21 protein-coding genes are annotated in these 26,161 nt (G+C 71.6%); 13 read left to right on the top strand and 8 right to left on the bottom strand.

What is annotated here, in order from left to right; translation table 11 throughout:
* The first annotated feature begins 53 nt into the window (after positions 1-53).
* The 3 genes from AB0I82_RS18710 (at position 54) to AB0I82_RS18720 (ending at position 3,620) form a co-directional block, all read left to right on the top strand.
* On the top strand, positions 54-1,679 hold the full coding sequence (locus tag AB0I82_RS18710; protein WP_363258338.1) for a D-aminoacylase: 1,626 nt from the start codon (positions 54-56) through the stop codon (positions 1,677-1,679).
* Positions 1,680-1,917: 238 nt separating this feature from the next.
* Positions 1,918-3,129 carry a pyridoxal phosphate-dependent aminotransferase gene (locus tag AB0I82_RS18715; RefSeq protein WP_031062426.1) on the top strand — a complete coding sequence of 404 codons (1,212 nt, stop codon included), beginning with the start codon at positions 1,918-1,920 and terminating at the stop codon, positions 3,127-3,129.
* 83 nt (positions 3,130-3,212) lie between these two features.
* Positions 3,213-3,620: a hypothetical protein gene (locus tag AB0I82_RS18720; protein WP_363258339.1), complete on the top strand. Its 408-nt coding sequence runs from the start codon at positions 3,213-3,215 to the stop codon at positions 3,618-3,620.
* Positions 3,621-3,738: 118 nt separating this feature from the next.
* Here the strand turns inward: AB0I82_RS18720 and AB0I82_RS18725 are convergent, their stop codons facing one another.
* Entirely contained in the window at positions 3,739-5,565 is a 1,827-nt protein-coding gene (locus AB0I82_RS18725; protein WP_363258340.1) for a phosphoenolpyruvate carboxykinase (GTP), read from the bottom strand.
* A gap of 230 nt (positions 5,566-5,795) precedes the next feature.
* Here AB0I82_RS18725 and AB0I82_RS18730 point away from each other — a divergent pair, with 230 nt between their 5' ends.
* Positions 5,796-6,518: a hemolysin III family protein gene (locus AB0I82_RS18730; protein WP_363258341.1), complete on the top strand. Its 723-nt coding sequence runs from the start codon at positions 5,796-5,798 to the stop codon at positions 6,516-6,518.
* Positions 6,519-6,873: 355 nt separating this feature from the next.
* Here the strand turns inward: AB0I82_RS18730 and AB0I82_RS18735 are convergent, their stop codons facing one another.
* On the bottom strand, positions 6,874-8,907 hold the full coding sequence (locus tag AB0I82_RS18735; RefSeq protein WP_363258342.1) for a thioredoxin domain-containing protein: 2,034 nt from the start codon (positions 8,905-8,907) through the stop codon (positions 6,874-6,876).
* A gap of 268 nt (positions 8,908-9,175) precedes the next feature.
* Between AB0I82_RS18735 and AB0I82_RS18740 the strand changes: the two genes are divergently transcribed.
* From AB0I82_RS18740 to AB0I82_RS18750, 3 genes are all read left to right on the top strand, one after another.
* Entirely contained in the window at positions 9,176-10,729 is a 1,554-nt protein-coding gene (locus AB0I82_RS18740) for an SDR family oxidoreductase (RefSeq protein ID WP_363258344.1), read from the top strand.
* An 84-nt stretch (positions 10,730-10,813) separates the two neighbouring features.
* Entirely contained in the window at positions 10,814-12,190 is a 1,377-nt protein-coding gene (locus tag AB0I82_RS18745; protein ID WP_363258345.1) for a deoxyribodipyrimidine photo-lyase, read from the top strand.
* Positions 12,191-12,436: 246 nt separating this feature from the next.
* Positions 12,437-15,733, top strand: coding sequence for a tetratricopeptide repeat protein (locus AB0I82_RS18750; protein ID WP_363258346.1), 3,297 nt, complete (start codon positions 12,437-12,439; stop codon positions 15,731-15,733).
* 179 nt (positions 15,734-15,912) lie between these two features.
* On the opposite strand, the gene AB0I82_RS18755 is transcribed toward AB0I82_RS18750, so the two are convergent.
* Positions 15,913-16,242: a hypothetical protein gene (locus tag AB0I82_RS18755; protein WP_363258347.1), complete on the bottom strand. Its 330-nt coding sequence runs from the start codon at positions 16,240-16,242 to the stop codon at positions 15,913-15,915.
* Positions 16,243-16,246: 4 nt separating this feature from the next.
* On the bottom strand, positions 16,247-17,119 hold the full coding sequence (gene mca / locus AB0I82_RS18760) for a mycothiol conjugate amidase Mca (protein ID WP_363258348.1): 873 nt from the start codon (positions 17,117-17,119) through the stop codon (positions 16,247-16,249).
* 108 nt (positions 17,120-17,227) lie between these two features.
* Here mca and AB0I82_RS18765 point away from each other — a divergent pair, with 108 nt between their 5' ends.
* A complete protein-coding gene (locus AB0I82_RS18765) occupies positions 17,228-17,650 on the top strand; it encodes a DUF4307 domain-containing protein (protein WP_363258349.1) in 423 nt (140 codons plus the stop codon).
* Positions 17,651-17,850: 200 nt separating this feature from the next.
* Positions 17,851-18,348, top strand: coding sequence for a transcription elongation factor GreA (gene greA, locus AB0I82_RS18770; protein WP_031062407.1), 498 nt, complete (start codon positions 17,851-17,853; stop codon positions 18,346-18,348).
* 156 nt (positions 18,349-18,504) lie between these two features.
* Here the strand turns inward: greA and AB0I82_RS18775 are convergent, their stop codons facing one another.
* The 3 genes from AB0I82_RS18775 to ilvA all read right to left on the bottom strand — a co-directional run bounded on the left by AB0I82_RS18775 (position 18,505) and on the right by ilvA (position 21,916).
* Positions 18,505-19,371 (bottom strand): ABC transporter permease, encoded by an 867-nt coding sequence (locus AB0I82_RS18775; RefSeq protein WP_363258350.1) that lies wholly within the window; start codon positions 19,369-19,371, stop codon positions 18,505-18,507.
* Entirely contained in the window at positions 19,368-20,336 is a 969-nt protein-coding gene (locus AB0I82_RS18780) for an ATP-binding cassette domain-containing protein (RefSeq protein ID WP_363258351.1), read from the bottom strand. Before AB0I82_RS18780 ends, AB0I82_RS18775 begins: the two co-directional genes overlap by 4 nt.
* Positions 20,337-20,629: 293 nt before the next feature.
* Positions 20,630-21,916 carry a threonine ammonia-lyase gene (gene ilvA / locus AB0I82_RS18785; RefSeq protein ID WP_363258428.1) on the bottom strand — a complete coding sequence of 429 codons (1,287 nt, stop codon included), beginning with the start codon at positions 21,914-21,916 and terminating at the stop codon, positions 20,630-20,632.
* Between the two features lie 177 nt (positions 21,917-22,093).
* Here ilvA and AB0I82_RS18790 point away from each other — a divergent pair, with 177 nt between their 5' ends.
* The 3 genes from AB0I82_RS18790 (at position 22,094) to AB0I82_RS18800 (ending at position 23,475) form a co-directional block, all read left to right on the top strand.
* Positions 22,094-22,594, top strand: a complete 501-nt coding sequence (locus AB0I82_RS18790; RefSeq protein ID WP_363258352.1) for a MarR family transcriptional regulator — start codon at positions 22,094-22,096, stop codon at positions 22,592-22,594.
* Between the two features lie 127 nt (positions 22,595-22,721).
* Positions 22,722-23,192, top strand: coding sequence for a sigma factor-like helix-turn-helix DNA-binding protein (locus AB0I82_RS18795; protein WP_363258354.1), 471 nt, complete (start codon positions 22,722-22,724; stop codon positions 23,190-23,192).
* A gap of 31 nt (positions 23,193-23,223) precedes the next feature.
* Complete coding sequence (locus AB0I82_RS18800; protein WP_363258355.1) at positions 23,224-23,475, top strand: hypothetical protein; 252 nt, start codon at positions 23,224-23,226, stop codon at positions 23,473-23,475.
* Between the two features lie 67 nt (positions 23,476-23,542).
* On the opposite strand, the gene AB0I82_RS18805 is transcribed toward AB0I82_RS18800, so the two are convergent.
* Positions 23,543-24,703, bottom strand: a complete 1,161-nt coding sequence (locus AB0I82_RS18805; RefSeq protein WP_363258356.1) for a cystathionine gamma-synthase — start codon at positions 24,701-24,703, stop codon at positions 23,543-23,545.
* A 200-nt stretch (positions 24,704-24,903) separates the two neighbouring features.
* On the opposite strand from AB0I82_RS18805, the gene AB0I82_RS18810 reads away from it, so the two are divergent.
* The gene (locus AB0I82_RS18810; RefSeq protein WP_363258357.1) at positions 24,904-26,067 is read left to right on the top strand and encodes a hypothetical protein; all 1,164 of its coding nucleotides are present in this window, start codon (positions 24,904-24,906) and stop codon (positions 26,065-26,067) included.
* Positions 26,068-26,161 lie beyond the last annotated feature (94 nt).

Consider the following 26,161-nt stretch of genomic DNA (forward strand, 5'->3'; position numbering starts at 1 on the left):
ACGCGGCCGAAGGCCGCGTACCGCGGCCACCGGCCGAAAGAAAGGCAACCCACATGGACACCGTCGTCCGCGACGTCCGCGTTATCGACGGCACCGGCGTCCCCTCGTACCGCGCCGACGTCGCCCTGGACGAAGGCCGGATTGCCGCGATCCACCGAGAGGCGGACGGCGGCGCACGCCCTTCGGCGCGCCGCACTGTCGACGGATCCGGCCTAGCGCTAGCGCCCGGTTTCATCGACATGCACGCCCACAGCGACCTGGCCCTCCTGCGCGACCCGTCGCACGAGGCCAAGGCCGCACAAGGCGTCACCCTCGAAGTGATCGGCCAGGACGGCCTGTCGTACGCACCCGTCGACGACCGCACGCTCGCCGAGGTCCGTGCCCAGATCGCGGGCTGGAACGGCGACGGCTCGGACATCGACTTCAGCTGGCGCTCGGTCGGCGAGTACCTCGACCGGCTGGACCACGGCTTCGACGGAAACGGCATCGCGGTCAACGCCGCGTACCTGATCCCGCAGGGCACGGTCCGGATGCTGGCGATGGGCTGGGACGACCGCCCGGCGACCGACGCCGAGCTGGCCCGCATGAAGCGGCTGGTCGCCGAGGGCATGGAGCAGGGCGCCGTGGGCCTCTCCTCGGGCCTCACCTACACCCCCGGCATGTACGCGTCGGACTCCGAGCTGGCCGAGCTGTGCCGGGTGGTGGCCCGGTACGAGGGGTACTACTGCCCGCACCACCGCTCGTACGGCGCGGGCGCGCTCCAGGCGTACGAGGAGATGGTGGGCCTCACGCGCGAGGCCGGCTGCGCGCTGCACCTCGCGCACGCCACCATGAACTTCGGCGTGAACAAGGGCCGCGCCCCCGAGCTGCTGGCCCTGCTGGACGCGGCTCTGGACGACGGCGCGGACATCAGCCTGGACACGTATCCGTACACCCCCGGCTGTACGACGCTCGTCGCGATGCTGCCGAGCTGGGCGAGCGAGGGCGGTCCGGAGGCGATCCTCGCGCGGCTGCGGGACGACGCCGAGGCGGCCCGCATCCGGCAGGTCGTGGAGGTCGAGGGCGCGGACGGCTGCCACGGCGTCCCGATGGAGTGGGACACGATCGAGATCTCCGGCGTCACGCACCCCGAGCTCACCGAGTACGTCGGCAAGACGGTCGCACAGAGCGCGGCCGAGCGCGGCGAGGAGCCGTGGGTGACGGCCCGCCGGCTGCTCATCGAGGACCGGCTCGGCTCGACGATCCTGCAGCACGTCGGGCACGAGGAGAACGTCCGGCAGATCATGCGGCACCGTGTGCACACGGGCGGCAGCGACGGCATCCTGCAGGGCGCCAAGCCGCACCCGCGCGCGTACGGCACGTTCCCCCAGTACCTGGGCAAGTACGTCCGTGAGCTGGGCATCCTCTCGCTGGAGGAGTGCGTCGCGCACCTCACCGGGCGGGCCGCCGCCCGGCTGCGGCTGCCGGACCGGGGCCTCGTACGCGAGGGATACCGCGCCGACCTGGTGCTGTTCGATCCGGAGACGGTGGCCGCGGGGTCGACCTTCGAGGTGCCGCGCACGCTCCCGACCGGCATCCCGCATGTACTGATCGACGGCCGCTTCGTGATCGAGGACGGCAAGCGGACCGATGTCCTCGCGGGCCGGTCGGTGCGGCGCACCCCCGCGGCGCGCGGCTGAGTCGAAGCTCACACCGCAGGCCGCGCGGGGTGCCGCGTGGCCTGCGGATTTCGTTGTCCGGCTTCGATGACGAAGCGCTGGTTGGTGGCGACATGTGAAATATCGACAATGCGCCGCCGTCGGCTTGGAATGCCCGGCGCCGGACGCGGGTCGCCGCCGGTCAGCCACGTCCGCACCGCCTCCCACGTGGGCGATAACACCAGGCGGCCACCCCTTGCACGTGCGTAGGCTGGCGGACATGCAGGTCATCCAGTCCACCAAGCTCGCCAATGTCTGCTACGAGATCCGTGGCCCGGTTCTTGAGGAGGCGATGCGGCTGGAGGCAGCAGGTCATCGCATACTCAAGCTCAACACCGGCAACCCCGCCGCATTCGGCTTCGAGTGCCCGCCGGAGATCCTGGAGGACATCCTCCGCAGCGTCGGCACGGCGCACGGCTACGGCGACGCGAAGGGCCTGCTGTCCGCGCGGCGCGCGGTGATGCAGCACTACCAGACCCGCGGCATCGAGCTGTCGGTCGAGGACATCTACCTCGGCAACGGCGTCTCGGAGCTGATCCAGATGTCGATGCAGGCGCTGCTCGACGACGGCGACGAGGTGCTGGTCCCGGCCCCGGACTATCCGCTGTGGACCGCGTCGGTCTCGCTGTCCGGCGGCACGGCCGTGCACTACCGCTGCGACGAGCAGGCGGACTGGATGCCGGATCTGGCCGACATCGAGCGGAAGGTCACCGACCGCACAAAGGCCATCGTCGTCATCAACCCGAACAACCCCACGGGCGCGGTGTACGACGAGGAGCTGCTGCGCGGCATCGCGGAGATCGCCCGCCGGCACAACCTGATCGTCTGCGCCGACGAGATCTACGACAAGATCCTTTACGACGGCGTGACGCACACCCCGTTCGCTTCCCTCGCACCCGACCTGCTGACGCTGACGTTCAACGGTCTGTCGAAGGCGTACCGGGTGGCGGGCTACCGCAGCGGCTGGCTCGCGGTGTGCGGCCCGAAGGCGCACGCCACCTCGTACATCGAGGGGCTGACGATCCTGGCGAACATGCGGCTGTGCGCCAATATGCCGGCCCAGCACGCGGTGGCCACCGCGCTCGGCGGCCGCCAGTCGATCAACGATCTGGTACTGCCGGGCGGCCGGCTACTGGAGCAGCGGGACGCCGCGTTCGACCTGCTCTCGCAGATCCCGGGCGTCAGCTGCGTGAAGCCCAAGGGCGCGCTGTACGCGTTCCCGCGGCTGGACCCGAAGGTGTACAAGATCAAGGACGACCGGCAGATGGTGCTGGACCTGCTGCGCGCCGAGAAGATCATGATCGTGCACGGCACGGGCTTCAACTGGCCGGAGCCGGACCACTTCCGCCTGGTCACGCTGCCGAACAAGGACGATCTGACGGACGCGGTGACCCGCATCGGCACCTTCCTGGACGGTTACGGCCAGTACTGAACCGATCCTTTTTCTGTACGCGGGACAACTTTAGACTCAGTCCAAGGTAGGATGGTCTCCTGACGTTGCCAGGAGGCCATTCCATGTACGAGCCGATCCGCACCAAGTCGGTCCACACCACCATGGCCGAGCAGGATGACTTTCCGCACCGCTCCCGCGCGGAGGAGCTGGACATCCGGCTCGCCGGGCATCTGACCGCCCTGCTGACCACCCTCGACGAGCTGCGCGCGCTCACGCCCGACGGCTCGCTCGACGACGCCGCCGACCGGCTCGCCGAGCAGGTCGCCCGGCTCCGTGGCGGTGATTTCCCGCTGCGCGCCCGGCCGTCCGGCGGCGCCCCGGAGCGGATCCCCTCGCTCCGCCGCCGCGCCCACACCCTTGCCGGGAACGCCCTGGTCGTGGCCAATTCCCGGTCCGACAAGGCGGCCGCGGAGCTGGCCGCCGAGCTGCTGAAGACGCACTCCGAAGAGCGTCGGCCGGTCAGCGCCTGACCGCTCCCATACCTCCGGGGGCGAGTGGTGCTCACCCCGTCCGCCCCCGGAGCTCCACCCAAGAGCAGTGGCCCCGCACCGAGTCGGTGCGGGGCCACTGCCGTCAGCGGGGAAAACCTCAGCCGAGGCGCTTGACCAGCGCCCGGTACTCGTCCCACATCTCCTTCGGCGTGTGGTCACCGAAGGTGTTGAGGTGCTCGGGGACCAGCGAGGCCTCGTCGCGCCAGACGTCCTTGTCGACGCTGAGCAGGAAGTCGAGGTCCGCCTCCGGGAGGTCCAGGCCCTCGGTGTCCAGGGACTCCTTGGTCGGCAGGATGCCGATGGGGGTCTCGACGCCCTCGGCCTTGCCCTCCAGGCGCTCGACGATCCACTTCAGGACGCGGCTGTTCTCACCGAAGCCGGGCCAGACGAACTTGCCCGCGTCGTTCTTGCGGAACCAGTTCACGTAGTAGATCTTGGGCAGCTTGGCCGCGTCGGCGTTCTTGCCGACCTTGACCCAGTGGCCCATGTAGTCGCCCATGTTGTAGCCGCAGAACGGCAGCATGGCGAACGGGTCGCGGCGCAGCTCGCCGACCTTGCCCTCGGCCGCCGCGGTCTTCTCGGAGGCGACGTTCGCGCCGAGGAAGACACCGTGCTGCCAGTCGAAGGACTCGGTGACCAGCGGTACGGCGCTGGCGCGGCGGCCGCCGAAGAGGATCGCCGAGATCGGCACGCCCTTGGGGTCCTCCCACTCGGGCGCGATGATCGGGCACTGGCCGGCCGGGGTGGTGAACCGGGCGTTGGGGTGGGCCGCCGGGGTCTCCGACTCCGGGGTCCAGTCGTTGCCCTTCCAGTCGATCAGGTGCGCCGGAGTCTCCTCCGTCATGCCCTCCCACCACACGTCGCCGTCGTCCGTCAGCGCGACGTTGGTGAAGACGGAGTTGCCCCACAGGGTCTTCATGGCGTTGGCGTTGGTGTGCTCGCCGGTGCCGGGCGCGACGCCGAAGAAGCCGGCCTCGGGGTTGATCGCGTAGAGGCGGCCGTCCTCACCGAAGCGCATCCAGGCGATGTCGTCGCCGATGGTCTCGACCGTCCAGCCGGAGATCGTGGGCTCCAGCATGGCGAGGTTGGTCTTGCCGCAGGCGCTCGGGAACGCGGCCGCGACGTACTTCGACTCGCCCTGCGGCGGGGTGAGCTTGAGGATCAGCATGTGCTCGGCGAGCCAGCCCTCGTCACGTGCCATGACGGAGGCGATGCGCAGCGCGTAGCACTTCTTGCCGAGCAGGGCGTTGCCGCCGTAGCCCGAGCCGTAGGACCAGATCTCGCGGTCCTCGGGGAAGTGCGAGATGTACTTCGTGGAGTTGCACGGCCACGGCACGTCCTGCTCGCCCTCCGCGAGCGGGGCGCCGAGGGTGTGCACGGCCTTGACGAAGAACCCGTCGGAGCCGAGCTCGTCCAGGACCGGCTGGCCCATGCGGGTCATGGTGCGCATCGAGACGGCGACGTACGCCGAGTCGGTGATCTCCACGCCGAGCGCGGAGAGCGGCGAACCCAGCGGGCCCATGCAGAACGGGACGACGTACATCGTCCGGCCGCGCATCGCGCCCCGGAAGATGCCCTGCTCACCGGAGAAGATCTCGCGCATCTCGGCGGGGGCTTTCCAGTGGTTCGTCGGGCCCGCGTCCTCCTCCTTCTCGGAACAGATGAAGGTGCGGTCCTCCACGCGGGCTACGTCCCTCGGATCGGAGGCCGCGTAGTAGGAGTTGGGCCGCTTGATCGGGTCGAGCTTCTTGAACGTTCCCTTGGCGACCAGTTCCTCACAAAGGCGGTCGTACTCCGCCTCGGAGCCGTCGCACCAGACGATGCGGTCCGGCTGGGTGATCGACGCGATCTCATCGACCCAGGCGATGAGCTCCTGGTGGTTGGTCGGGTGCTTGAGGGAGGGAGCCGCGTTGTCGCGCGCCACGATCGCTCCTAGATGAGGGGTTTTTACGAACATCAGCACAATGTCCGCTTTTGAAGATGTTGGCCCCTTGGGGGCTGCGACCCGGATGCTTCGTGACCGCTCATCCGGTGCCGACCGCACTCATATGATCATCCGTCCCCGACCGGATTCTGTCCAGGGGGCCCTCTCGTGACCGTCACCACTCAGCGGACTGATCCGTAACTTACGGTGGCGTAGATAGGGTGGCGGCCATGTCTTCCGCGCCCGAAGCCGCCGACACCCACACTGCCGAAAGCCCAGCTCAGGCCGTGAGCTCAGCGGTCTCCGCGCTGACCGCCCCACTCAAGCCCAAGCTGCGGGGATGGCTGCACGCCGGGATGTTCCCCGCGGTCCTCTTCTCGGGGGTCATGCTCACCGCATTGGCCGACAGCACCCGAGGCAGGCTGGCGTGCGGCGTCTACACGCTCACCGCCTGCCTGCTCTTCGGCGTCAGCGCGATATATCACCGGGGCAACTGGGGCCCACGAGTGCTGGGGATCCTGCGCCGGCTGGATCACGCCAATATCTTCCTGATCATCGCGGGCACCTACACGCCGCTGACGATCCTGCTGCTCCCCGACGGCCGCCGGGACCTCCTGCTGTGGGGCATCTGGGCGGCCGCCGCCCTCGGCATCGCCTTCCGCGTCTTCTGGGTCGGCGCGCCGCGATGGCTCTACACACCGTGCTACATCGCGATGGGCTGGGCGGCGGTCTTCTTCCTCCCGGATTTCCTGCAGAAGGGCGGCATCGCCGTCCTCGTGCTCGTGGTCGTCGGCGGGCTGCTCTACAGCGTGGGCGGCGTGATCTACGGGATCAAGCGCCCGAACCCGTCACCTCGGTGGTTCGGCTTCCATGAGGTCTTCCACTCCTTCACCCTCGCCGCCTTCGTCGTGCACTACGTGGGCATCTCGCTGGTTGCCTATTCGCACGCCTGACGTCTGCACGCCTGACGCGGGCCCGGACGTCGCCTTTCCGGCGGCCCCCGCGACTCGGCCGAACCGTGGCCGCGGCATCGATGCCGCGGCCACCTGCCATGTCAGGGCCGCCACCCCGGCCAGTACCAGCGCGAGCACCACCGCCGTGCCGCCCATCAGGAAGCCGCCGACACACACCACGGCAGCCAGCCCGACCGCTCCATGCATCGCTCTCCGCATCCGCAACAACCCCCTCCAGCTCTCACCAGCTCTCACTGAATGTGACTGTGCGCTCTTAGAGCGTTACACATCCCACTGACAACGGGGAGACCGCCGGAGGGGGCGGGCTGCTCGGAGGGGCTACGCCTTCAGATGCTCAGAGGGGCTGCCCCTTCAGGCGCTCCGCCAGTTCGCCCGGGTCGGCGGTGGGGCGCTCGCAGGTGAAGTTGCGGCACACGTAGGCGGCGGGGCGGCCGTCCAGCAGCGGGCGGTCCATGAGGAGCGGTACCTCCTCGCTTCCCGGCTCGCCGACCGCGACCACGGCACCCGGCGCGGTGCTCAGCAGCGCCGTGCGGTGCAGCTCACGGGTGGCCTCGTCGTCGTACGAGCCGATCACCGCGACCTCGCGCGGCCCGTCCAGCAGGGCCTCGGCGGCCGCGAGCCCCCAGCCGATGAAGCGCGGGGCCCGGCTGCTGAGCGCCTTGACGATGCCGAGCGCGCTCTCCGCGGCCTCCCGGTGCGGCGAACTGCCCGTGAGCGCCGCGTACGAGAGCAGCGCACCGGCCGCCGCGGTCCACCCCGACGGCGTGGCGTTGTCGGTCGGGTCCTGGGGCCGCCGGATCAGCGCCTCGGCATCGTCCGCGGTGTCGTACAGCGAGCCGTCCGCGCCCCGGAAGTGAATCAGCACGGTGTCCAGCAGCAGTCCCGCGAAGTCCGCCCACACGCCTTCGCCGGTGACCTGGGCGAGCGCGAGGAACCCCTCGGAGACGTCCGCATAGTCCTCCAGCACACCGGAGTTGGTGCCGGCGATGCCGTCGCGCGAGGTGCGGTGCAGCCGCGCCCGGCCGTCCATATGCACACGGACCAGCAGGTCGGCGGCGTCGGTCGCGGCCTGCACGAGGTCCGGCCGGTCGAAGTACGCGCCGGTCTCCGCGAGCGCGGCGATGGCCAGCCCGTTCCAGGCGGCCACGACCTTGTCGTCCCGGCCGGGACGGGGCCGCTCCTCACGCGCGGCCCGCAGCCGCTCCTTGATACCCGCGATCCGGTCGGCATCCAACAGGCCGTCGATATCCGGGAGCTGAAGCACAGAGGCGCCCTCCTCGAAGGTCCCCTCCTCAGTGACGCCGAAGTAATCAGCAGCCACCTGCGCGTCCTTCTCCCCCAGCACCGCGGTCAACTGCTCGGGCGTCCAGACGTAGTACGCGCCCTCGACATGCCGCCCCGACCCGTCGTCACTGTCGGCGTCCAGCGCGGACGCGAACCCGAGCTGCTCGGTGCGGAGTTCACGGACCATGAAGTCGGCGGTCTCCAGGGCGATACGGCGGGCGAGGCCGGAGCCCGTGGCACGCCACAGGTGCGCATACACCCGGCACAGCAGCGCATTGTCGTACAGCATCTTCTCGAAATGCGGCACTACCCATTCCGCGTCCACGGAATAGCGCGCGAACCCGCCACCCAGCTGGTCGTAAATACCGCCCCGCGCCATCGCCTCACAGGTGGCCGTCACCATCTGCAGCGCACCTTCGGAATCGGTCCTGGCGTGGTGCCGCAGCAGGAATTCCAGCACCATCGACGGCGGGAATTTCGGCGCCCCGCCGAATCCGCCGCGGTTCGCGTCGAAATCCCGGGTCAGCTGCATGAGCGCGGCGAGCAGATCCTCACGCTCCGGCGGCTGCGCCCCGCCGACGGCCAGCGAACGGCCCGCGAGATCCCGCACGATCTTCCCCGCGACCTCACCGACCTCTTCCCTCCGGTCCGCCCAGGCACTCTTCACGCCCTCCAGAACCTGCGAGAACGAGGGCATGCCGTGCCGCGGCGCCGGCGGGAAGTAAGTACCGAAGTAGAACGGCTCGGCATCCGGCGTGAGAAATACCGTCATCGGCCAGCCGCCGTGCCCCGTCGCGGCCTGAACGGCCTCCATGTACACGGCGTCGACGTCCGGCCGCTCCTCCCGGTCCACCTTCACCGACACGAAGTTCTGGTTCAGCAGGGCGGCGGTGGCTTCGTCCTCGAAGGATTCGTGGGCCATTACGTGGCACCAGTGACACGCAGAGTAGCCGACCGACAATAGTACGGGCACATTACGCCGCTTCGCCTCGTCGAACGCCGCCTGCCCCCAGGGCCACCAATCCACCGGGTTGGAGGCGTGCTGGAGGAGGTAAGGCGACTGGGAATTGGCCAGTCGATTCATACCGCCATCGTGGCACGACGGGTACCGTCCGGCCCAACCCCGCGTGCCGGAACACGGAAGCAGAATGATGTACACCCCCTCGCCCGGATGCCGCCAGGACCTCGTCCCAGGTCCGGACCCGCCGGACGTGCCGAGCCTTCCAGGACCTCCAGGGCCGTCGTGCTGACGGGCTGCCGCCGGTCCGGCGACGTGGGGTCAGTACCGGTCGCCGGGGTGTCCAGGGCAGGGAAAAGTGGGGGGCAGGGCCCGAAGCCGAGCGGAGGCGTTCATGGTGGGTGACGACGGCGCAGTGCCGCGGGCACGTCCGGGGCCGGCTTGCCTGGTGACCGGCGCGACGGGCTATATCGGGGGCCGGCTGGTGCCGGAGCTGCTGGCGGCCGGCCACCGGGTGCGGTGCCTGGCCCGGTCGCCCGGAAAGCTTCGTGACCACCCGTGGGCCGACCGGGCGGAGGTGGTCCGTGGCGATGTGACCGACGAGGCGTCCGTCCGGGCGGCCATGCAGGGCATCGACATCGCGTACTACCTGGTCCACGCGCTGGGCACCGGTTCCGGCTTCGAGGCCACGGACCGGGAGGCCGCGCGCATCTTCAGCGAGCAGGCTGCCGCCGCGGGCGTACGACGCATCGTCTACCTGGGTGGTCTCACCCCGCAGGACGTGCCCGAACGGGAACTGTCACCGCATCTGCGTTCCCGGGCCGAAGTGGGACGGATTTTCCTGGACTCAGAAGTTCCCGCCACCGTGCTGCGCGCCGCAGTGATCATCGGCTCCGGCTCGGCGTCCTTCGAGATGCTGCGCTACCTCACCGAACGGCTGCCGGTCATGGTCACCCCCAGGTGGGTGCGCACCCGGATCCAGCCGATCGGCGTGCGGGACGTGCTGCGATATCTCGTCGGCAGCGCCGCCATGCCTCCCGAGGTGAACCGCGCCTTCGACATCGGAGGGCCGGACGTCCTCACATACGTGGCGATGATGCGCCGCTATGCCGAGGTCGCCGGCCTGCCCCGGCGTCTGATCGTGCCCGTACCGGTCCTGACGCCGCGGCTGTCCAGCCTCTGGGTCGGCCTGGTCACGCCCGTGCCGGGTTCGATCGCCCGGCCGCTCACCGAATCCCTGCGCCACGAGGTCGTCTGCCACGAGCACGACATCGCGCGGTACGTCCCCGACCGGCCGGGACAGCCGGTCACCGTCAACACCGCACTTGAGCTGGCGCTGCGTCGCGTACGGGACGCAGAGGTGACCACCCGCTGGTCGTCCGCCGCGGTGCCCGGCGCCCCCAGCGACCCGCTGCCCACCGATCCCGAGTGGACCGGTGGCAGCCTGTACACGGACCAACGGGAACTGACCGTCGACGCCTCGCCGGAAGCGCTGTGGCGCGTCATCGAAGGCATCGGCGGCGACAACGGCTGGTACTCCTTCCCGCTCGCCTGGGCCGTACGCGGCCGGCTGGACCGGCTGATCGGCGGCGTCGGACTGCGCCGCGGCCGGCGGGACCCCCAACGTCTGCGGGCGGGGGACTCCCTGGACTTCTGGCGTGTCGAGGAGATCGAACCGGGACGGCTGCTGCGGCTGCGCGCCGAGATGCGGCTGCCCGGCCTGGCCTGGCTGGAGATGCGCGCGGACCGCGACGAGGCCGGCCGCACCCGCTACCGCCAACGGGCCCTCTTCCACCCTCGCGGCCTGCTGGGGCACGCGTATTGGTGGAGCGTGTCGCCCTTCCATGCTCTGGTGTTCGGCGGTATGGCCCGCAATATCGCGCTGGCCGCGGCCAGGGGAACGACCGGTCGCGGAGGCAGCGGAACGCACCGCGCAGTGCCTGAATGACGGCCGCGGCCCCCGATACCGCCCGAGCACCCGCGCAGTTGGCAGTGGGCCGTCCCCTCGACCAGCCCGACCAGGAGTGGCGCGATGACCGTCCCGATCGTTCTGTTCACCGCCGATCTGCGGGTGCACGACCACCCGCCGCTGCGCGCGGCGCTCGCCTCCGCGAAAGAAGTGGTACCGCTGTTCGTACGTGACGCTGCCATCGATGCGGCAGGCTTCGCCACGCCGAATCGCCGGGCGTTCCTCGCGGACTGCCTGACCGACCTCGATGCGGCCCTGCGTGACCGCGGCGGCCGGCTGGTGGTGCGCTCGGGCAACACGGTGGAACAGGTGTGCCGGGTCGCCACGGAAGTGGATGCGCACGAGGTGCACATGGCCGCCGGAGTGAGCCGGTTCGCGCTGCTGCGGGAGACACGGCTCCGGGAGGCCGTGGAGTCGGCGGGCCTGCGCCTGCGCGTGCACGACGCGGTGACCACCGCGGTATCGCCCGGCGCGGTGACGCCGGCGGGATCGGACCACTTCGCGGTGTTCACGCCGTACTTCCGCCGCTGGTCGCAGGTGTTCGGACGGTCTCCCTCGGCCGCCCCGAGAGCGGTACGCGTGCCCAGTGACGTCGCGTCGGAAGAACTGCCCTCCCGAGCGTCGGTGACCGGGGTCTCGGAGGGGTTGGCCGCGGGCGGGGAGAACGAGGGCCGCAGGCGCGCGACGGCCTGGTGGCGGACCGGCCTCGCGGAGTACGAAGACCGCCACGACGATCTGGCCGGGGATGCGACCTCCCGGCTCTCGCCGCATCTGCACTTCGGCACGCTCTCCGCCGCGGAGCTCGTCCACCGTGCGCGCCGCGCGGGAGGGGCGGGTGCCGAAGCATTCGTCCGGCAGCTGTGCTGGCGGGACTTTCACCATCAGGTGCTGGCGGCCCGGCCCGCGGCGGCCGTCGCGGACTACCGGACCCAGCACGACCGCTGGCGGTCGGAGGCGGCGGCGTCACAAGAGATCGCTGCCTGGAAAGAGGGCCGTACGGGGTATCCGGTGGTGGACGCGGCGATGCGCCAGCTCTCCCACGAAGGCTGGATGCACAACCGGGGCCGGCTGCTCACGGCGAGCTTCCTGACCAAGACCCTGTATGTCGACTGGCGGATCGGCGCCCGTCATTTCCTGGACCTGCTGGTGGACGGAGACATCGCGAACAACCAGCTCAACTGGCAGTGGGTGGCCGGCACCGGCACGGACAGCCGGCCCAACCGGGTGCTCAACCCCGTGCTTCAGGGCAAGCGGTACGACCCCGACGGCACGTATGTCCGCCGCTGGGTGCCCGAGCTGGCCGGGATCGCGGGGACGGCCGTGCACGAACCGTGGAAACTGCCGGGGCTGGAGCGGGCCCAGTACGACTATCCCGATCCCGTCGTCGCGCTCTCCGATGGCAGGGACCGCTTCCAAAGAGCCCGCGGCCGGGCCGGTTGAGCACGTCCGGGGGCGGGGGCCGAGGGCCGATGACGCCGAGGCGGGCCGCTGTGGCGGCGGCTCTCACCAGCCTGCTCGGGTCGGGGCGTGCGTGGCGGATCCGCCGGGGCCCGCAATACCCCGGCACGGCGGGCGTTTTACGGCCCGTGTGACACGTCCGGGCCGAGTTATCCACAGGGCTGCCGGATTCGGCGGGGAGACGGAAGACTGGGCGTACGAAGCGATCATCGCTGGAGGGGGATCCAGATGACGGGCTCACCGGCTGTGCTGCGCGAGGCCCATCGCGCGGATGCGGACGCGCTGTTGGCGCGCGCGGTGGAGGAAGAGGTACGCCGCTCGGGCGGGCGCGTCGACGGGGGCGTCCTGCTCGGCAGGGCCCGCGACGCGCTGGACCGGCTGGCGGCCGGCGCCGCCGAGGAGTACGGCGCGTATGTGCGCGCGCTGGACGAGGCGGCGGCCGCGCGCCGGCCGCTGACGGAGCGGCTGACCCGCAAGGAGACGGGCACGCCCGCGGTGGTCACGCTGGTCGCGGCGGTCGCCGCCGTCGCCGCTGACCTTGCGTACGGCACGGGCCCGGGGACCGCGCTGGGCACGGGGGCCGCGGTCGCGGTCGCGGGGGCCGCGGCGACGGTCCTGAAGCTGACGGCGGGTCACTGGCCCGCCGCGCACCAGCAGGCGGGGATGCGCGGCCAGCCGGGCGGCCCCGAGCAGCTGCGGCTGCAGTGGCTGACGGCCCTGGAGGTGCGCGGCGTCCGCCCGTTCCTGGACCAGCAGCGGATGCTGACCGCGTCGACGCGGAACGGCGGGGCGGGCAGCGACAAGAGCGCCGGGACGGGCGGGCGCGGGCCGCAGTTGCGCGGCGGCGACCGCAGCGCGGCGGCCCGCCGGCGGTCGGTGCTGGCCGAGTCCTTCCACCATCTCCCGGACCCGCAGGGCCCGTTCGCCGGACGGCGGTCCCAGCTGACGCAGATCACGCAGTGGGTGCACGCCGCTCGCGCCAGTACGGAGACCAAGCCGACGGTGGTGGTGCTGCACGGCGAGCCGGGCTCGGGGCGGACGGCGCTCGCGGTGCGGGCCGCGCGGCAGCTGCGCGACCAGTTCCGCGGGGCGTGCGTGGTGGACCTGCGCGGCGAGACCCCGGGCGAGACTCCGCTGCCCACCCGGGACGCGCTGCTGCACCTGCTGAATCGCCTCGGGGCGCCCCGCGAGCAGCTGCTGTTCCGTGAGCGGCCCTCGCCGGAGCAGCATGTGAAGCGGCTGACGGAGCTGTACCACCAGCATCTGACCAACCTCCCGGTGGTGGTCCTGCTCGACGACGCCACCGACCCGGAGCAGGTCCGCACGCTGGTGCCGGACCGCTCGGAGTCCCTGGTGCTGGTCACGGCGCGGGAGCCGCTGGAGCTGCCCGATGGGCTGCCGGCGTGGGTGCATCAGCTGCCGGTGGGTCCGCTGGACTCCGCGGGTGTCGAGGAGCTGCTGCGCGCCACCGGCACCGGGGCGGAGGGCGCGGCCGGACCGTACGACCCGCAGGCCCTGGACCGGATCGGTGAGCTGTGCGCGGGGCTGCCGCTGCCGCTGCGGGTGGCGGGCTCCTCGCTGGACCGGCGCGACCCCGCCACGCTGGCGGCGGACCTGGCGGCGTACGGCCCGGTGACGGCCGTGGAGCGGGCCCTGTGGCTGCGGTACACGGACCAGTCCGACGCCGAGCGGCGGCTGCTGCGCAGGCTGGCGCTGGTCGGCCGGGCCAGCCTGGGCGCGGCAGCGGCGGCGGCGCTGCTGGGCGTCGAGGAGGAGGAAGCGGAGCGGCGGCTGGGCCGGCTGGCCGAGGCCGGGCTGGTCGAGCACGTCCGCGGCAGCCGGTATCGCCTGCACTCCCTGGTGCACCGCTTCGCGCACGCCCGGCTGCTGGACGAGGAGGACCCGACCGAGCGGTCCACCGCGCAGGAGCGGCTGATGCGCAGCTACGCCGAGCTCGCGGACTCCGTCATCCGCCTGGTGGACGGCAACACCTCCACCCGCGCCCACCACTTCGGCTCGCACGGCTTCACCTCGCTGGACGCGGCGCTGCAGTGGCTGGACGACGAGACCAGCTTCATCACGGCGGCGCTGCGCCACGCCGATCAGGACGTGGACCAGGCCACGCTCTCCCATCTCCTCGGCGCGCTCGCCGACTACTGTCTGCTCCGCGGCGACCTGTACCGGCTCGGCGAGCTGAACGAGCTGACGAAGGCCGCCGACAAGGGCCTGCTGGCGCGCTCGGTCCAGTGGCGCACCGGCGTCGCTGCCCGTCAGCTCGGCGAGCTGGACAAGGCCCGTACGACGCTGGCCTCGGTGGTCGACCTGTACTTCGAGGCGGAGCATCCGGCGGGCGCGGCGCGCGCCCTGCGCGATCTGGGCATCACCCTCCAGCAGCAGGGCAATCTCACCGAGGCGGCGGCGAAGCTGCGAGAGGCGCTGGCCATGCAGAGCGGGGACGCCATGCGCGGCGACCGCGCGTGGACGCTGCATGCGCTGGCGGCGGTGGAGCGGGACCGCGCGCAGCTGGCCGAGGCGTTCGCGCTGCTCGACGAGGCGCTGGAGCTGCACCGGGAGAGCGAGAGCGTGCACGGTCAGGCGTGGGCGCACTTCCAGCTCGGCCAGGCGTGTCTGCGCGGGGGCGATGTGCCGCGGGCCGAGCGCGAGCTCCAGGAGGCGCTGGAGCTGTACGGCCGCACGCAGGACGAGCGCGGCGAGGCGTGGGCGATGACCCAGCTGGCCCGGGCCCGGCTGGTGGACGGCGACCCGGGCCCCGCGGTGGACCAGCTGCGCCAGGCCCTCCCGCTGCACCGCCGGCACGAGGACGCGCGGGGTGAGGCGTGGACGCTGTACTACCTCGGCCAGGCCCTGGAGGAGGACGGCGACAAGGACGGGGGCGTGCGGCAGCTGGACCGGGCGCGCACGATGTTCAGCCGGATGCAGGACGCGTACGGCCTGGCGTGCGCCCGGCATCATTCGGGGCGCATAACCCGTGATCTGCGGGCCGCGCAGACCGGTTCGCTGCGCAACAGCGGCTTCGCGCGCCAGCTGCTGCAGGACGCCCGCCGGGACTTCCAGCGGATCGGGGTGCCGCACAGCGAGGCGTGGTCCTGCCTGGAGCTGGCGGTCATCGACGCGGGGAACGGCCGGAGCGCGCAGGCCCTGGAGCTGGCCGACGAGGCGGCGGAGATCTTCGCGGGCTACGGCGACCGGCGCGGCGAGGACTGGGCCCGCTTCCTGCGCTGCACGCTGCTGCCGCTGGCTTCGGCGGGCGGCTCGGTGGTGGGCACGGCCGTCGCCCAGGAGGAGCTGGCCGAGCTGCGGCGCTCCCCGCACCCGGCCCGCGACTCCAAGCTGGAGGACTGCGCCGAGGCGTACGCCGTACTGCTGGACCGCGGCGTCGAGCCGGAGGCCGGCTGGCAGGCCTGGCGCCTGGGCATGGTCCCGACCCGCCACGCCCGCGAAATCATGGGGGTCCCACTGGAGCCGATATCCGGGCCGGACCGGCCGGGGGCGACACCCGCGTAAGGGGCCACTGCGGGCGACGCCTGCGTGAGGGCCGGGCTGCCCCGGCTCCCGGACGGCTGCCCCGGCTCCCGGACCGCTGCCCGCGCCCGGCGCCGGGCAGCGCAAAAGCCCGGCCGGGCGGCGCGGCCGCCTGCCGGACCGGACAGGCGGCAGCCACCAAAGGCCACCGCCCGCCCCCCTCAGCTGGTCTTCGGAGCGCCCTTGCCCGGGGCGGCCGGGGTCGCGGCGCTCTTGGCCGACGGCTCCGGACCATCGCCACGGTCACCGCCGCCGGCCCCGTCACCGCCGCCGGCGCCATCACCGGCGCCGTCCGCGGCCGCGTCCGGCTGCTCCTCGAAGTCGACCTTCCGCATGTGCTTGTTCATCGACTTCATCAGCAGCCAGACGGCGCCGCCGATGACCGCGAAGACGATGAAGCCAAGGACTCCGGGGGTCACCTTGTTCTCGTCCAGCTCCTTGGCAAGGGGGACGAGATGAGTCATGGCGAGGGTGCTGTTCGCGCTCATCATGAGGTCAATTGTTGCGGATGCCCGCGAAGAGGTCGTCCTCGGGGAGGGAGGTGTCCACCAGAGACTTGGCGAGCTCGTACTCCTCCGTGGGCCAGACCTCCTTCTGGATCTCCATCGGGACGCGGAACCACCCGCCGTCGGGGTCGATCTGCGTGGCGTGCGCGATCAGCGCCTTGTCCCGGATCTCGAAGTAGTCCGCGCACGGGATGTACGTGGTCAGCGTGCGCTCGGCCCGCTCGAAGGACTTCCAGCGCTCCAGCCACTCGCCGTACGGCGACTCCATGCCGCGCTCCAGCAGCGCCTCGTGGAGCGCGACCGTGCGCGGGCGGTTGAAGCCCTGGTTGTAGTAGAGCTTCAGCGGCTGGTAGGGCTCGCCCGCGTCCGGGTACTTGGTGGGGTCACCCGCCGCCTCGAAGGCCACCATCGAGATCTTGTGGGTCATGATGTGGTCGGGGTGCGGGTAGCCGCCGTTCTCGTCGTACGTCGTGATGACCTGCGGCTTGAACGAACGGATCAGCTTCACCAGCGGCTCGGCCGCGGCCTCGACGTCCTGCAGCGCGAAGCAGCCCTCGGGCAGCGGCGGCAGCGGGTCGCCCTCGGGCAGCCCGGAGTCCACGAAGCCCAGCCACTCCTGCTTGACGCCCAGGATCTCCCGGGCCTCGTCCATCTCCTTCTTGCGCACCTCGTGGATGTGCGCCTCGATGTACGGGTCGCCCTGAAGCTTGGGATTGAGGATGTCGCCGCGCTCTCCCCCGGTGCAGGTAGCGACCAGCACGTCCACCCCCTCGGACACGTACTTGGCCATGGTGGCCGCGCCCTTGCTCGACTCATCGTCGGGGTGGGCGTGCACCGCCATCATTCGCAGCTGCTCAGTCAAGACTCGATCCTCAGTCAAGGGTCATGGGACGCCGTTGAACGACGCCTTCTATAGTGACCGAAGCGAGGGGGCAATTAATTCCAGGTCCCCCGTACCAGGAGGAAGATCATGGCCGCGGTGCGCGACGGACTGCCCGACGGACGGTACGGCCGTACCGCCGACGAGCGAGCCGACCGCAAGCTCAAGGTCATCGGCGCGGTGCTGGGCGCCGCGCTGGTCGCGATGATCGCCTGGTTCGGGATCTCGTACATCACCGGGCAGGACCTCAGCGGCCGCCTGGTCACGTACAAGGTCGTCTCCGACACCACGGTGCAGGCGCACCTGGAGGTCGTGAAGGACCCCGGTACCAAGGGCGTGTGCACGCTCCGCTCGCAGTCCGCCGACGGCGCCGAGGTCGGCCGCAAGGACGTCCCGATCGATCAGGCGAAGGGCCAGGTCGACACGGTGATCACGATCCGGACGACGGCCCGGGCGACCAACGCCGAACTGGTCGGCTGTACGACCTCGGACGCCCCGGGCGCAAGCAGCTGAGAGACGGCGGCCGGCGCCCGTTCCGGGACTCGCCCGGAATCGCCTCCCGGCCTTCCTGACCAGCGGTGACGTGTTTTTTGCGGTTTACCGCTCCCCCTTTTGTGCCGTAATTGTTAGGCTCGTGGTTTCGCCCACCCGAGAAGGCGCAAGCCTTCCTGGTAGGGCGTTTGATTTATCCCCAGTACCGACGAGGAGCACCTGTGACCCAGACCAGCGACAACGTCACCTGGCTGACCCAGGAGGCGTACGACCAGCTCAAGGCCGAGCTGGAGTACCTGTCTGGTCCCGCACGCGCCGAGATCACCGAAAAGATCGCGGCGGCCCGCGAGGAAGGTGACCTGAAGGAGAACGCCGGGTACCACGCGGCCAAGGAAGAGCAGGGCAAGCAGGACCTTCGCATGCGCCAGCTGAAGCAGCTGCTGGAAACCGCGAAGGTCGGCGAGGCGCCCGCCGCCGCCGGTGTCGTGGCCCCCGGCACGGTCGTCACCATCGCGTTCGACGGAGACCCGGACGACACGCTGACGTTCCTGCTGGCTTCGCGGGAGTACGCGAGCTCGGACATCGAGACCTACTCCCCGCAGTCCCCGCTGGGTACCGGGGTCAACGGGAAGAAGATCGGCGAGACCGCGGAGTACGAGCTGCCGAACGGCAAGAAGGCGGCCGTGAAGATCCTGGAGGCCAAGCCCTACACGGGCTGAGGCCACGCCGAACGCGTCACGACGACGTCGAAGGGCCCGGGTCGAGCAGAGACCCGGGCCCTTCGCCGTGCCCGCACGCGCCGCGCCGGGACGTGCCCGCACCCGCCGCGCGCCGCGCCCGCGTACGTATCGCCACGCGCCGCGCGACGCGCCCCCTCACGCCGTCGCCGACCGGTACTTCCGTACCGCCAGCGTGCGGAAGACCGCGATGATGACGACCGACCACAGCACCGAGGCCAGGACCGGGTGCTGCATGGGCCAGGCGTCCGGCACCGGATAGCCGGGCGGCAGATTGCCGAAGAGGTCGCGCGCGGCCTGCACTGTGGCGCTGAACGGGTTCCACTCGGCGAGATGCCGCAGGAACGTCGGCATGGAGTCCGAGGGCACGAACGCGTTCGAGACGAAGGTCAGCGGGAACAGCCAGATCAGCCCGCCGGAAGTCGCCGCCTCCGGGGTCCGCACGGACAGCCCGATCAGCGCGCCGATCCACGAGAAGGCGTACCCGAGCAGGAGCAGCAGGCCGAATCCGGCCAGTACCTTCCCGAAGTTCTCGTGCGTGCGCCAGCCGATGATCAGCGCGACGCCCGCGATGACGACGAGGGTGAGCGCGGTCTGTACGAGGTCGGCGAGGGTGCGCCCGGTGAGGACCGCGCCGCGGGCCATCGGCAGCGACCGGAAGCGGTCGATCAGGCCCTTGTGCATGTCGTCCGCGATGCCCGCGCCCGCACCCGCCGTGGCGAAGGTGACCGTCTGCGCGAAGATGCCCGCCATCAGGAAGGCGCGGTACTGCTCGGGGTCGATCGGGCCCTGCTGTCCCGGGAGCTGGATCGCGCCGCCGAAGACGTAGCTGAACAGCACGACGAACATGATCGGCTGCACCAGGCCGAAGATCACCACCTCCGGGATGCGCAGCATTCTGATGAGGTTGCGCTGGGCGACCACGAGCGAGTCCCGTACGGACCGTCCGATGCCGCCCGGCTGCGGCGCACCGGCCCGCCGGGACGCCTCCGTGATGACGCTCATGCGTCCTCCTCCTCTTCGGCCGGCGTCTCGGCCGCGTGGCCGGTCAGCGAGATGAAGACGTCGTCCAGGGTCGGCCGGCGCAGCCCGATGTCGTCGATCTCGACGGCCCGGGTGTCCAGCTCGCGGATGACCTCGGCGAGCAGCTTCGCGCCGCCGCTGACCGGCACGGTGATTCTGCGGGTGTGCGGCTCGACCTTGGTCCCGCCCTTGCCGAAGCCGCGCAGCACCTCGTCGGCCGTGCTCAGCTGCTCGGGCGTGTGCACGACGACCTCGACGCGTTCGCCGCCGGTCTGCGCCTTGAGCTGGTCGGACGTGCCGCGGGCGATGACCCGGCCGTGGTCGACGACGCAGATGTCGTGCGCGAGATGGTCGGCCTCTTCGAGGTACTGGGTGGTGAGCAGCAGCGTCGTACCGCCCGCGACCAGCTCCTGGATGACGTCCCACAGCTGCTGGCGGTTGCGCGGATCGAGGCCGGTGGTCGGCTCGTCCATGAACATCACGGGCGGGCTGACGACCAGCGCCGCGGCCAGGTCGAGGCGGCGCCGCATGCCGCCGGAGTACGTCTTCGCGGGCCGGTCGCCCGCGTCGGCGAGGTGGAAGCGGTCGAGCAGTTCGCCGGCCCGCGCCTTCGCCGCCTTCGCGCCCATCTGGTACAGCCGGCCGACCATGGTGAGGTTCTCGCGGCCGGTCAAGTACTCGTCCACGGCAGCGAACTGGCCGGACAGGCCGATCGCGCGGCGCACTTCGTTGGGGTGTTTCAGTACGTCGATCCCGGCCACCTCCGCCGTGCCGCGGTCGGGCCGCAGCAGGGTCGTCAGGACCCGGACGGTGGTGGTCTTGCCGGCGCCGTTCGGGCCGAGCAGACCGAGGACGGTTCCTTCGGGGACGTCGAGGTCGACGCCGTCCAGAGCCCTGACTTCGCCGAAGGTCTTCACGAGACCCTCGGCGTGAATAGCGCCTGGCATCTAGGCACTCCCGGGGTTGGGTTTCGAGGGAAATCTTACGTTTGCCGGACTTCACCCGCTCAGCGGACGCCGACCCGCCCAGCGGGCGGCCGGCGTCACAGGACGCCACGATTGCGCCACAGGAGGGGACCGTTCCGGCACGTCTTTCGGTGACCGTTCCCCGGATGTTACACCGAAACGCGATACATCGCGATAGCCGCGCGACGCCCGCACTCTCTCGCGTACTCATGCCAGCGGCCGATGCCCCCAAGGGACACCGGCCGCAGCAATGTATGTCGCGTCTTGGCGTGCGGTCAGGCGATGACCGTGTACCCCGCCTCGCTGAGCGCCGTGCCGACCTCCGTGCAGTGCTCCGGCCCCTGCGTCTCCAGGTGCAGTTCGACCTCGGCCTCCGTGATGCCGAGTCGCGGATCGGTCCGTACGTGGCTCACGTCGAGCACATTGGCGTCCGCCTCGGACAGCACGCCCAGCAGCGTCGCGAGCGCGCCCGGGCGGTCCGTCAGGCGCAGCCGCAGCGACAGGTAGCGGCCGGCCGCGGCCATGCCGTGGCGCAGGATGCGCTGGGTGAGCAGCGGGTCGACGTTGCCGCCGGAGAGCACCGCGACCACCGGCCCCTGGAAGGTCTCCGGCTCGGAGAGCAGCGCCGCGACCGGGCTCGCGCCGGCCGGCTCGACGACCATCTTCGCCCGCTCCAGGCAGAGCAGCAGGGCGCTGGAGAGCGCGTCCTCGGAGACCGTACGGACCTCGTCGACCAGCTCGCCGATGATCCCGAACGGCACGTCGCCCGGCCGTCCGACCTTGATGCCGTCCGCCATCGTGGCCGGCGAATCGATCGAGACCGGGCGCCCGGCGGCCAGCGAGGGCGGGTACGCGGCGGCGCCCGCCGCCTGGACGCCGATGATCCGCACGTCGGGACGGACCGCCTTCACGGCGACCGCGACGCCCGCGGCGAGCCCGCCGCCCCCAATGCCGACGACAATCGTGCGGACCTCGGGGCACTGCTCCAGGATCTCCAGGCCGACGGTGCCCTGCCCGGCGATGATGTCGCGGTGGTCGAAGGGGTGGATGAAGACCGCGCCCGTCTTACGGGCGTACTCCTGCGCGGCGGCCAGCGTCTCGTCGACGACCTGACCGTGCAGCCGCACCTCGGCGCCGTAGTCGCGGGTCGCGGCGACCTTGGGCAGCGGTGCCCCTTCCGGCATGAAGACCGTCGACCGGACGCCCAGCAGGGAGGCCGCCAGCGCGACGCCCTGCGCGTGGTTGCCGGCGCTCGCCGCCACCACTCCGCAGGAACGTTCCTCCGCCGACAGCCCGGCGATCCGCACATACGCGCCGCGGATCTTGAACGAGCCGGTGCGCTGGAGGTTCTCGCACTTGAAGTGCACCGGCGCGCCCACCAGCCCGGACAGGTAACGGCTGCCCTCCATGGCGGTGGACCGGCTCACCCCGGACAGCAGCTTCTGCGCTCCGACGATGTCGTCAAGCGTGACGGCGGGAAGCACCCCTGCGTCTGCGGTGGCCCGCGGAGCGGCGGCGGCCGCCGCGGGACCGGTGGTCCCGGAAGCGGCGGAAGCGGGCATCTGCGGCGTGTGATCGGCCATGGCGCCAGTCTTACAGCTCCCGCCGCCGCGGGCCCCCGCGGCCCGGAGAGCCGCCCCGCAGCCGTACATCTTTGGTCAGCGCCGGTACGGTCCCCGCGCGGGCCGCGTACTCTGTCCCCCAATCCGTACGCACCCCCATGAAGCGAGCAACCGGCCATGCCCACCTCTTCGGACATGACGACCCACACCGACCCCGCTCTTCTTGACGCGCTGCAACATCAAGTGGCCGTCTTCGCCCGACGTGCCGAGCAGAGTCGGCTCGGCGGGGTCGGGCAGGCGCGCAACTCCATGGACCGCGCCGCCTACCTGCTGCTCAACCGGCTCGACCAGGAGGGCGCGATGGGCGTCAAGGCCCTGGCCGCCGGCATGGGCATCGACTCCTCCACGGTCACCCGCCAGGTCGCGCCGCTGGTCGACGCGGGCCTGGTCACCCGCGCCTCGCACCCGGAGGACGGGCGCGCGGTCGTCCTGCAGCTCTCCGAGCGCGGCCGGGCCCGCCTGGAGGAGGTACGCGCCTCGCGCCGCGAGCTGATGGCGCTGGTCACGGAGGAGTGGAGCGAGGAGGAGCGCAACGCCTTCACCACGCTCCTGACCCGCTTCAACTCGTCGCTCTCGACGGTGACGGCGTCGCTGTCCCCGGGGGCGCCGGCGTCCTAGGGCCCCGGGCGCGGCTTTACGGGTCGTACCGCCTGCCGCACGGCTCTTGACCTCCTGCCCGCGCTGCCGTGCCATGGAGCCATGGCCGGGCCGCGGGGCCCGCGAGCCGGGAGGCCCGGGAGGCGCTGTGCGAGAGCGACGGGCAGCACTGGAGCACCGCCGCGCCCAGGAATTCGAAGCCTTCGTGGCGGGCGCGGCGGGCCGGCTCCTGCACACGGCCACCCTGCTGACCGGAGAACCGTCCGGCGCCCCGGCCCCCGCCGCCGAAGAGCTGCTGACCGCCGCGCTGTCCCGTACGTACGCCTCCTGGGACCGGCTGCGCGGCGAGGACCCCTACGACCGCACCCGCCAGGAGCTGGCCGGTCATTTCGCCCGTACGGCATGGCGCCACCGACGCCCGCGCGGCGGCCTGCTGGACCGGCTCGCCCCACAGGAACGGCTGATTCTCGTCCTGCGCCTGTACGAGGGCGTCGCCGAGGAACAGACCGCGGCGCTACTGGGCCTGCCCGTCGAGCGCGTACACGCACTGTGCCTGCACGCGATCGCGGAAATGCGCAGCACCGGGCACGACGCCGGGCCACGGACGGTGGCGTCATGAGCCCGCACGTCGCGGCCGGCGCGGTGGCGTCATGAGTCCGCCCGACCGCAAGGAGGCCGAGGTGCGGCGGATGCTCGACGGGCCGCACCCCCTCGTCCCGCCCGACCTCGCGCTGCGGGCCGCCGCGCGCGGACGCCGGCTACTGCTGCGGCGCCGCCGACTGGAATGGGCCGGCTGGCTGCTGCTGTTACTGGCGGCCGTGGCATTCACGTACTGGGCCGTCATCCAACAGCCGTGGATGCCGCCACCGACACGGACGACGCCCCCGTTGGAGGGGTGGTGACCCGACCCCGCCGAGCCCGGCCGGGCGCCGCCGCACGCGGGGCGGCGCCCCGGAGTACAGGTACCGCCTAGCCCAGCGCCTGTGTCAGGTCCGCGAGGAGGTCGTCGACGGACTCGATGCCGACCGAGAGGCGGACCAGGTCGGCCGGTACCTCCAGCGCGGAGCCCGCCGCCGAGGCGTGCGTCATCCGGCCCGGGTGCTCGATCAGCGACTCCACGCCGCCCAGCGACTCGCCCAGCGTGAACAGCTGCGCCCGGTCGCAGACGTCCACCGCGGCCTGCTCCCCGCCCGCGACCTGGAAGGACACCATGCCCCCGAAGGACCGCATCTGCTTGGCGGCGGTCTCGTGGCCGGGGTGGTCCGGCAGCCCCGGGTAGTACACCTTGGTCACCTTCGGGTGCGCGGCCAGCAGCTCCGCGATCCGCGCCGCGTTGGCGCTGTGCCGGTCCATCCGTACGGCGAGCGTCTTGATGCCGCGCATCACCAGCCAGGCGTCGAACGGCCCGGCGATCGCGCCCATCGCGTTCTGGTGGAAGGCCAGCTCCTCGCCCAGCGCGTCGTCGTCGACGACCAGCGCGCCGCCCACCACGTCCGAGTGGCCGCCCATGTACTTGGTCGTCGAGTACACGACCACGTCGGCGCCGAGCGCGAGCGGCTGCTGGAGGTAGGGACTGGCGAAGGTGTTGTCGACGACGAGCTTCGCACCGGCGGTGCGCGCGACGTCGGCGAGGGCCGCGATGTCGGTGATGCCGAGCAGCGGGTTGCTGGGCGTCTCGACCCAGATCGCCTTCGTACGCGGCCGGACCGCTTCCCGTACGGCCCGCGGGTCCGAGGAGGAGGCGACCGACCACTCCACGCCCCACCGCTCGGCGACCTTGGCGAACAGGCGGAACGTGCCGCCGTACGCGTCGTCGGGGATGACGACGTGGTCGCCCGGGACGAGCAGGGTGCGCAGCAGGCAGTCCTCGGCGGCGAGGCCGGAGGCGAAGGCGAGGCCGCGGCGGCCGCCGTCCAGGGCGGCGAGGTTCTCCTCCAGGGCCGTCCGGGTCGGGTTGGCGCTGCGGCTGTACTCGTAACCGCCGCGCAGCCCGCCCACGCCGTCCTGCTTGTACGTGGAAACCTGGTAGATGGGCACCGATACCGCGCCAGTGGCCTGGTCGGCCTCCTGACCTGCGTGAATGGCGAGAGTCTCGAAGTGCTGGTGGCGCTGTCCGCGCTGATCACTCATGGCTGACGAGGGTAGTCGTCCACAGGCTTGCACGCGCCCTGGAACTTTCTGCTTCGCTGGAGAGTGGAAAGAGAACAAGACACCGTGGCACCGTGCCGCATCCGCGCGACGCGGCCGGTCCGACCGACCGACGCAACCGTCCTCACCCGCCCGACCGATCCACGCACCGGCCCCACCGACCTGGAAACGACTGACTGCTCATGGACGTACTGACCGCCCTGCTCGCCCTTATCGTCCTCCTCTCGATCGCGGGGCTGATCGGCTACCCCCTGCGGCGGCGCCGGCGCGCGCTCCAGCAGGCCGGCCGGGGCCTGGCGTCGGTCGCCGACCCCATGGCCGGGTACGGCTTCGTCCCCGCCGAGCAACTGGACCCGCGGCTGCCCGGGCCCGACCCGGAGCTGACGGAGGCGCTGGCGGAGATCGCCCGCACACAGGACTGGCGGCCGGCGTCCCAGCTGCTGGCCGGCACCCCCGAGGGCGACGAGCGGCGCTGGCAGCGCGTGCAGTCGCTGGCGGGCGCCGCGGCGTTCGCGTCGGCGCCCGGCCAGGACGGCGCGCCGGGCCCGCACTCCGAAGCACCGGGCGGCTCCCCGGGCGGCATCTGGCTGCGCACGTGGCGCTCCGAGAAGCCCAAGGACTCCGGCGGCGCCCAGACGCACGCGCAGTTCCTGGTGATCCAGGCCCTGCGCGACCCCGGCTCGCAGGACTTCCGCATGATCCTGGAGGAGGCCCGCACGGTCTGCGGCGAGGCGGCCCTCCTCGCCCCCGGCAGCCCGGTCCCGTACATCATCGAACTGGCCGTGGCCCGCGGCCTCGGCGACCGCCGCCCCGATTACGAAGAGCTCTGGTCCAAGGTGACCCAGCGCGCCCCGCACCACATGGGCGCGCACCTCGCGGCCCTGCCGTACTGGTCGGAGAAGTGGCACGGCTCCAAGGAGGACGCCGACGCGTTCACCGAGCGCGCGGCCGGCGGCGCGCCCGCCGATTCGCTCCTCCCCGCCCTCCCGCTCTTCTCGGTGTACGACCACCTGCCCGACGCCAACATGGTCCGCAGCCTCTTCCAGAGCGCGGTCGTGGAGCGCGCCATAGAGGGCGCGCACTACGCGCTGCGGCAGGCGCCGGCCGGCCATCCGGTGGCGCCGCACGTCCGCCACCTGCTCGTCTGGTTCCTCGTGCAGGCGGAGCGGTACGCCGAGGCCATGGAGCAGCTGCGCCTGGTGGACGGCCATGTCGGCGCGGTGCCGTGGTCGTACCACCCGCAGCCGGCCGCCGCGTACGCCACGTACCGCGCCCTCGCCGTCGCCGGCTGGGAGTCCCAGGGCGGCACCCCCGCGACCCTGCCCCCGGACCGCCCCCCGTTCTGACCGGAATTCCGGACGCCTCCAGGACGTTCACCGATCGCCGCCCCCTGGCCGCCCACCGCCCCCGTCCTTCCTCCCCCTCGTCCCCTCGTCCCCT

It is taken from the genome of Streptomyces sp. NPDC050315, assembly GCF_040655775.1.
In the GTDB taxonomy this organism is placed as follows: Bacteria; Actinomycetota; Actinomycetes; order Streptomycetales; family Streptomycetaceae; genus Streptomyces.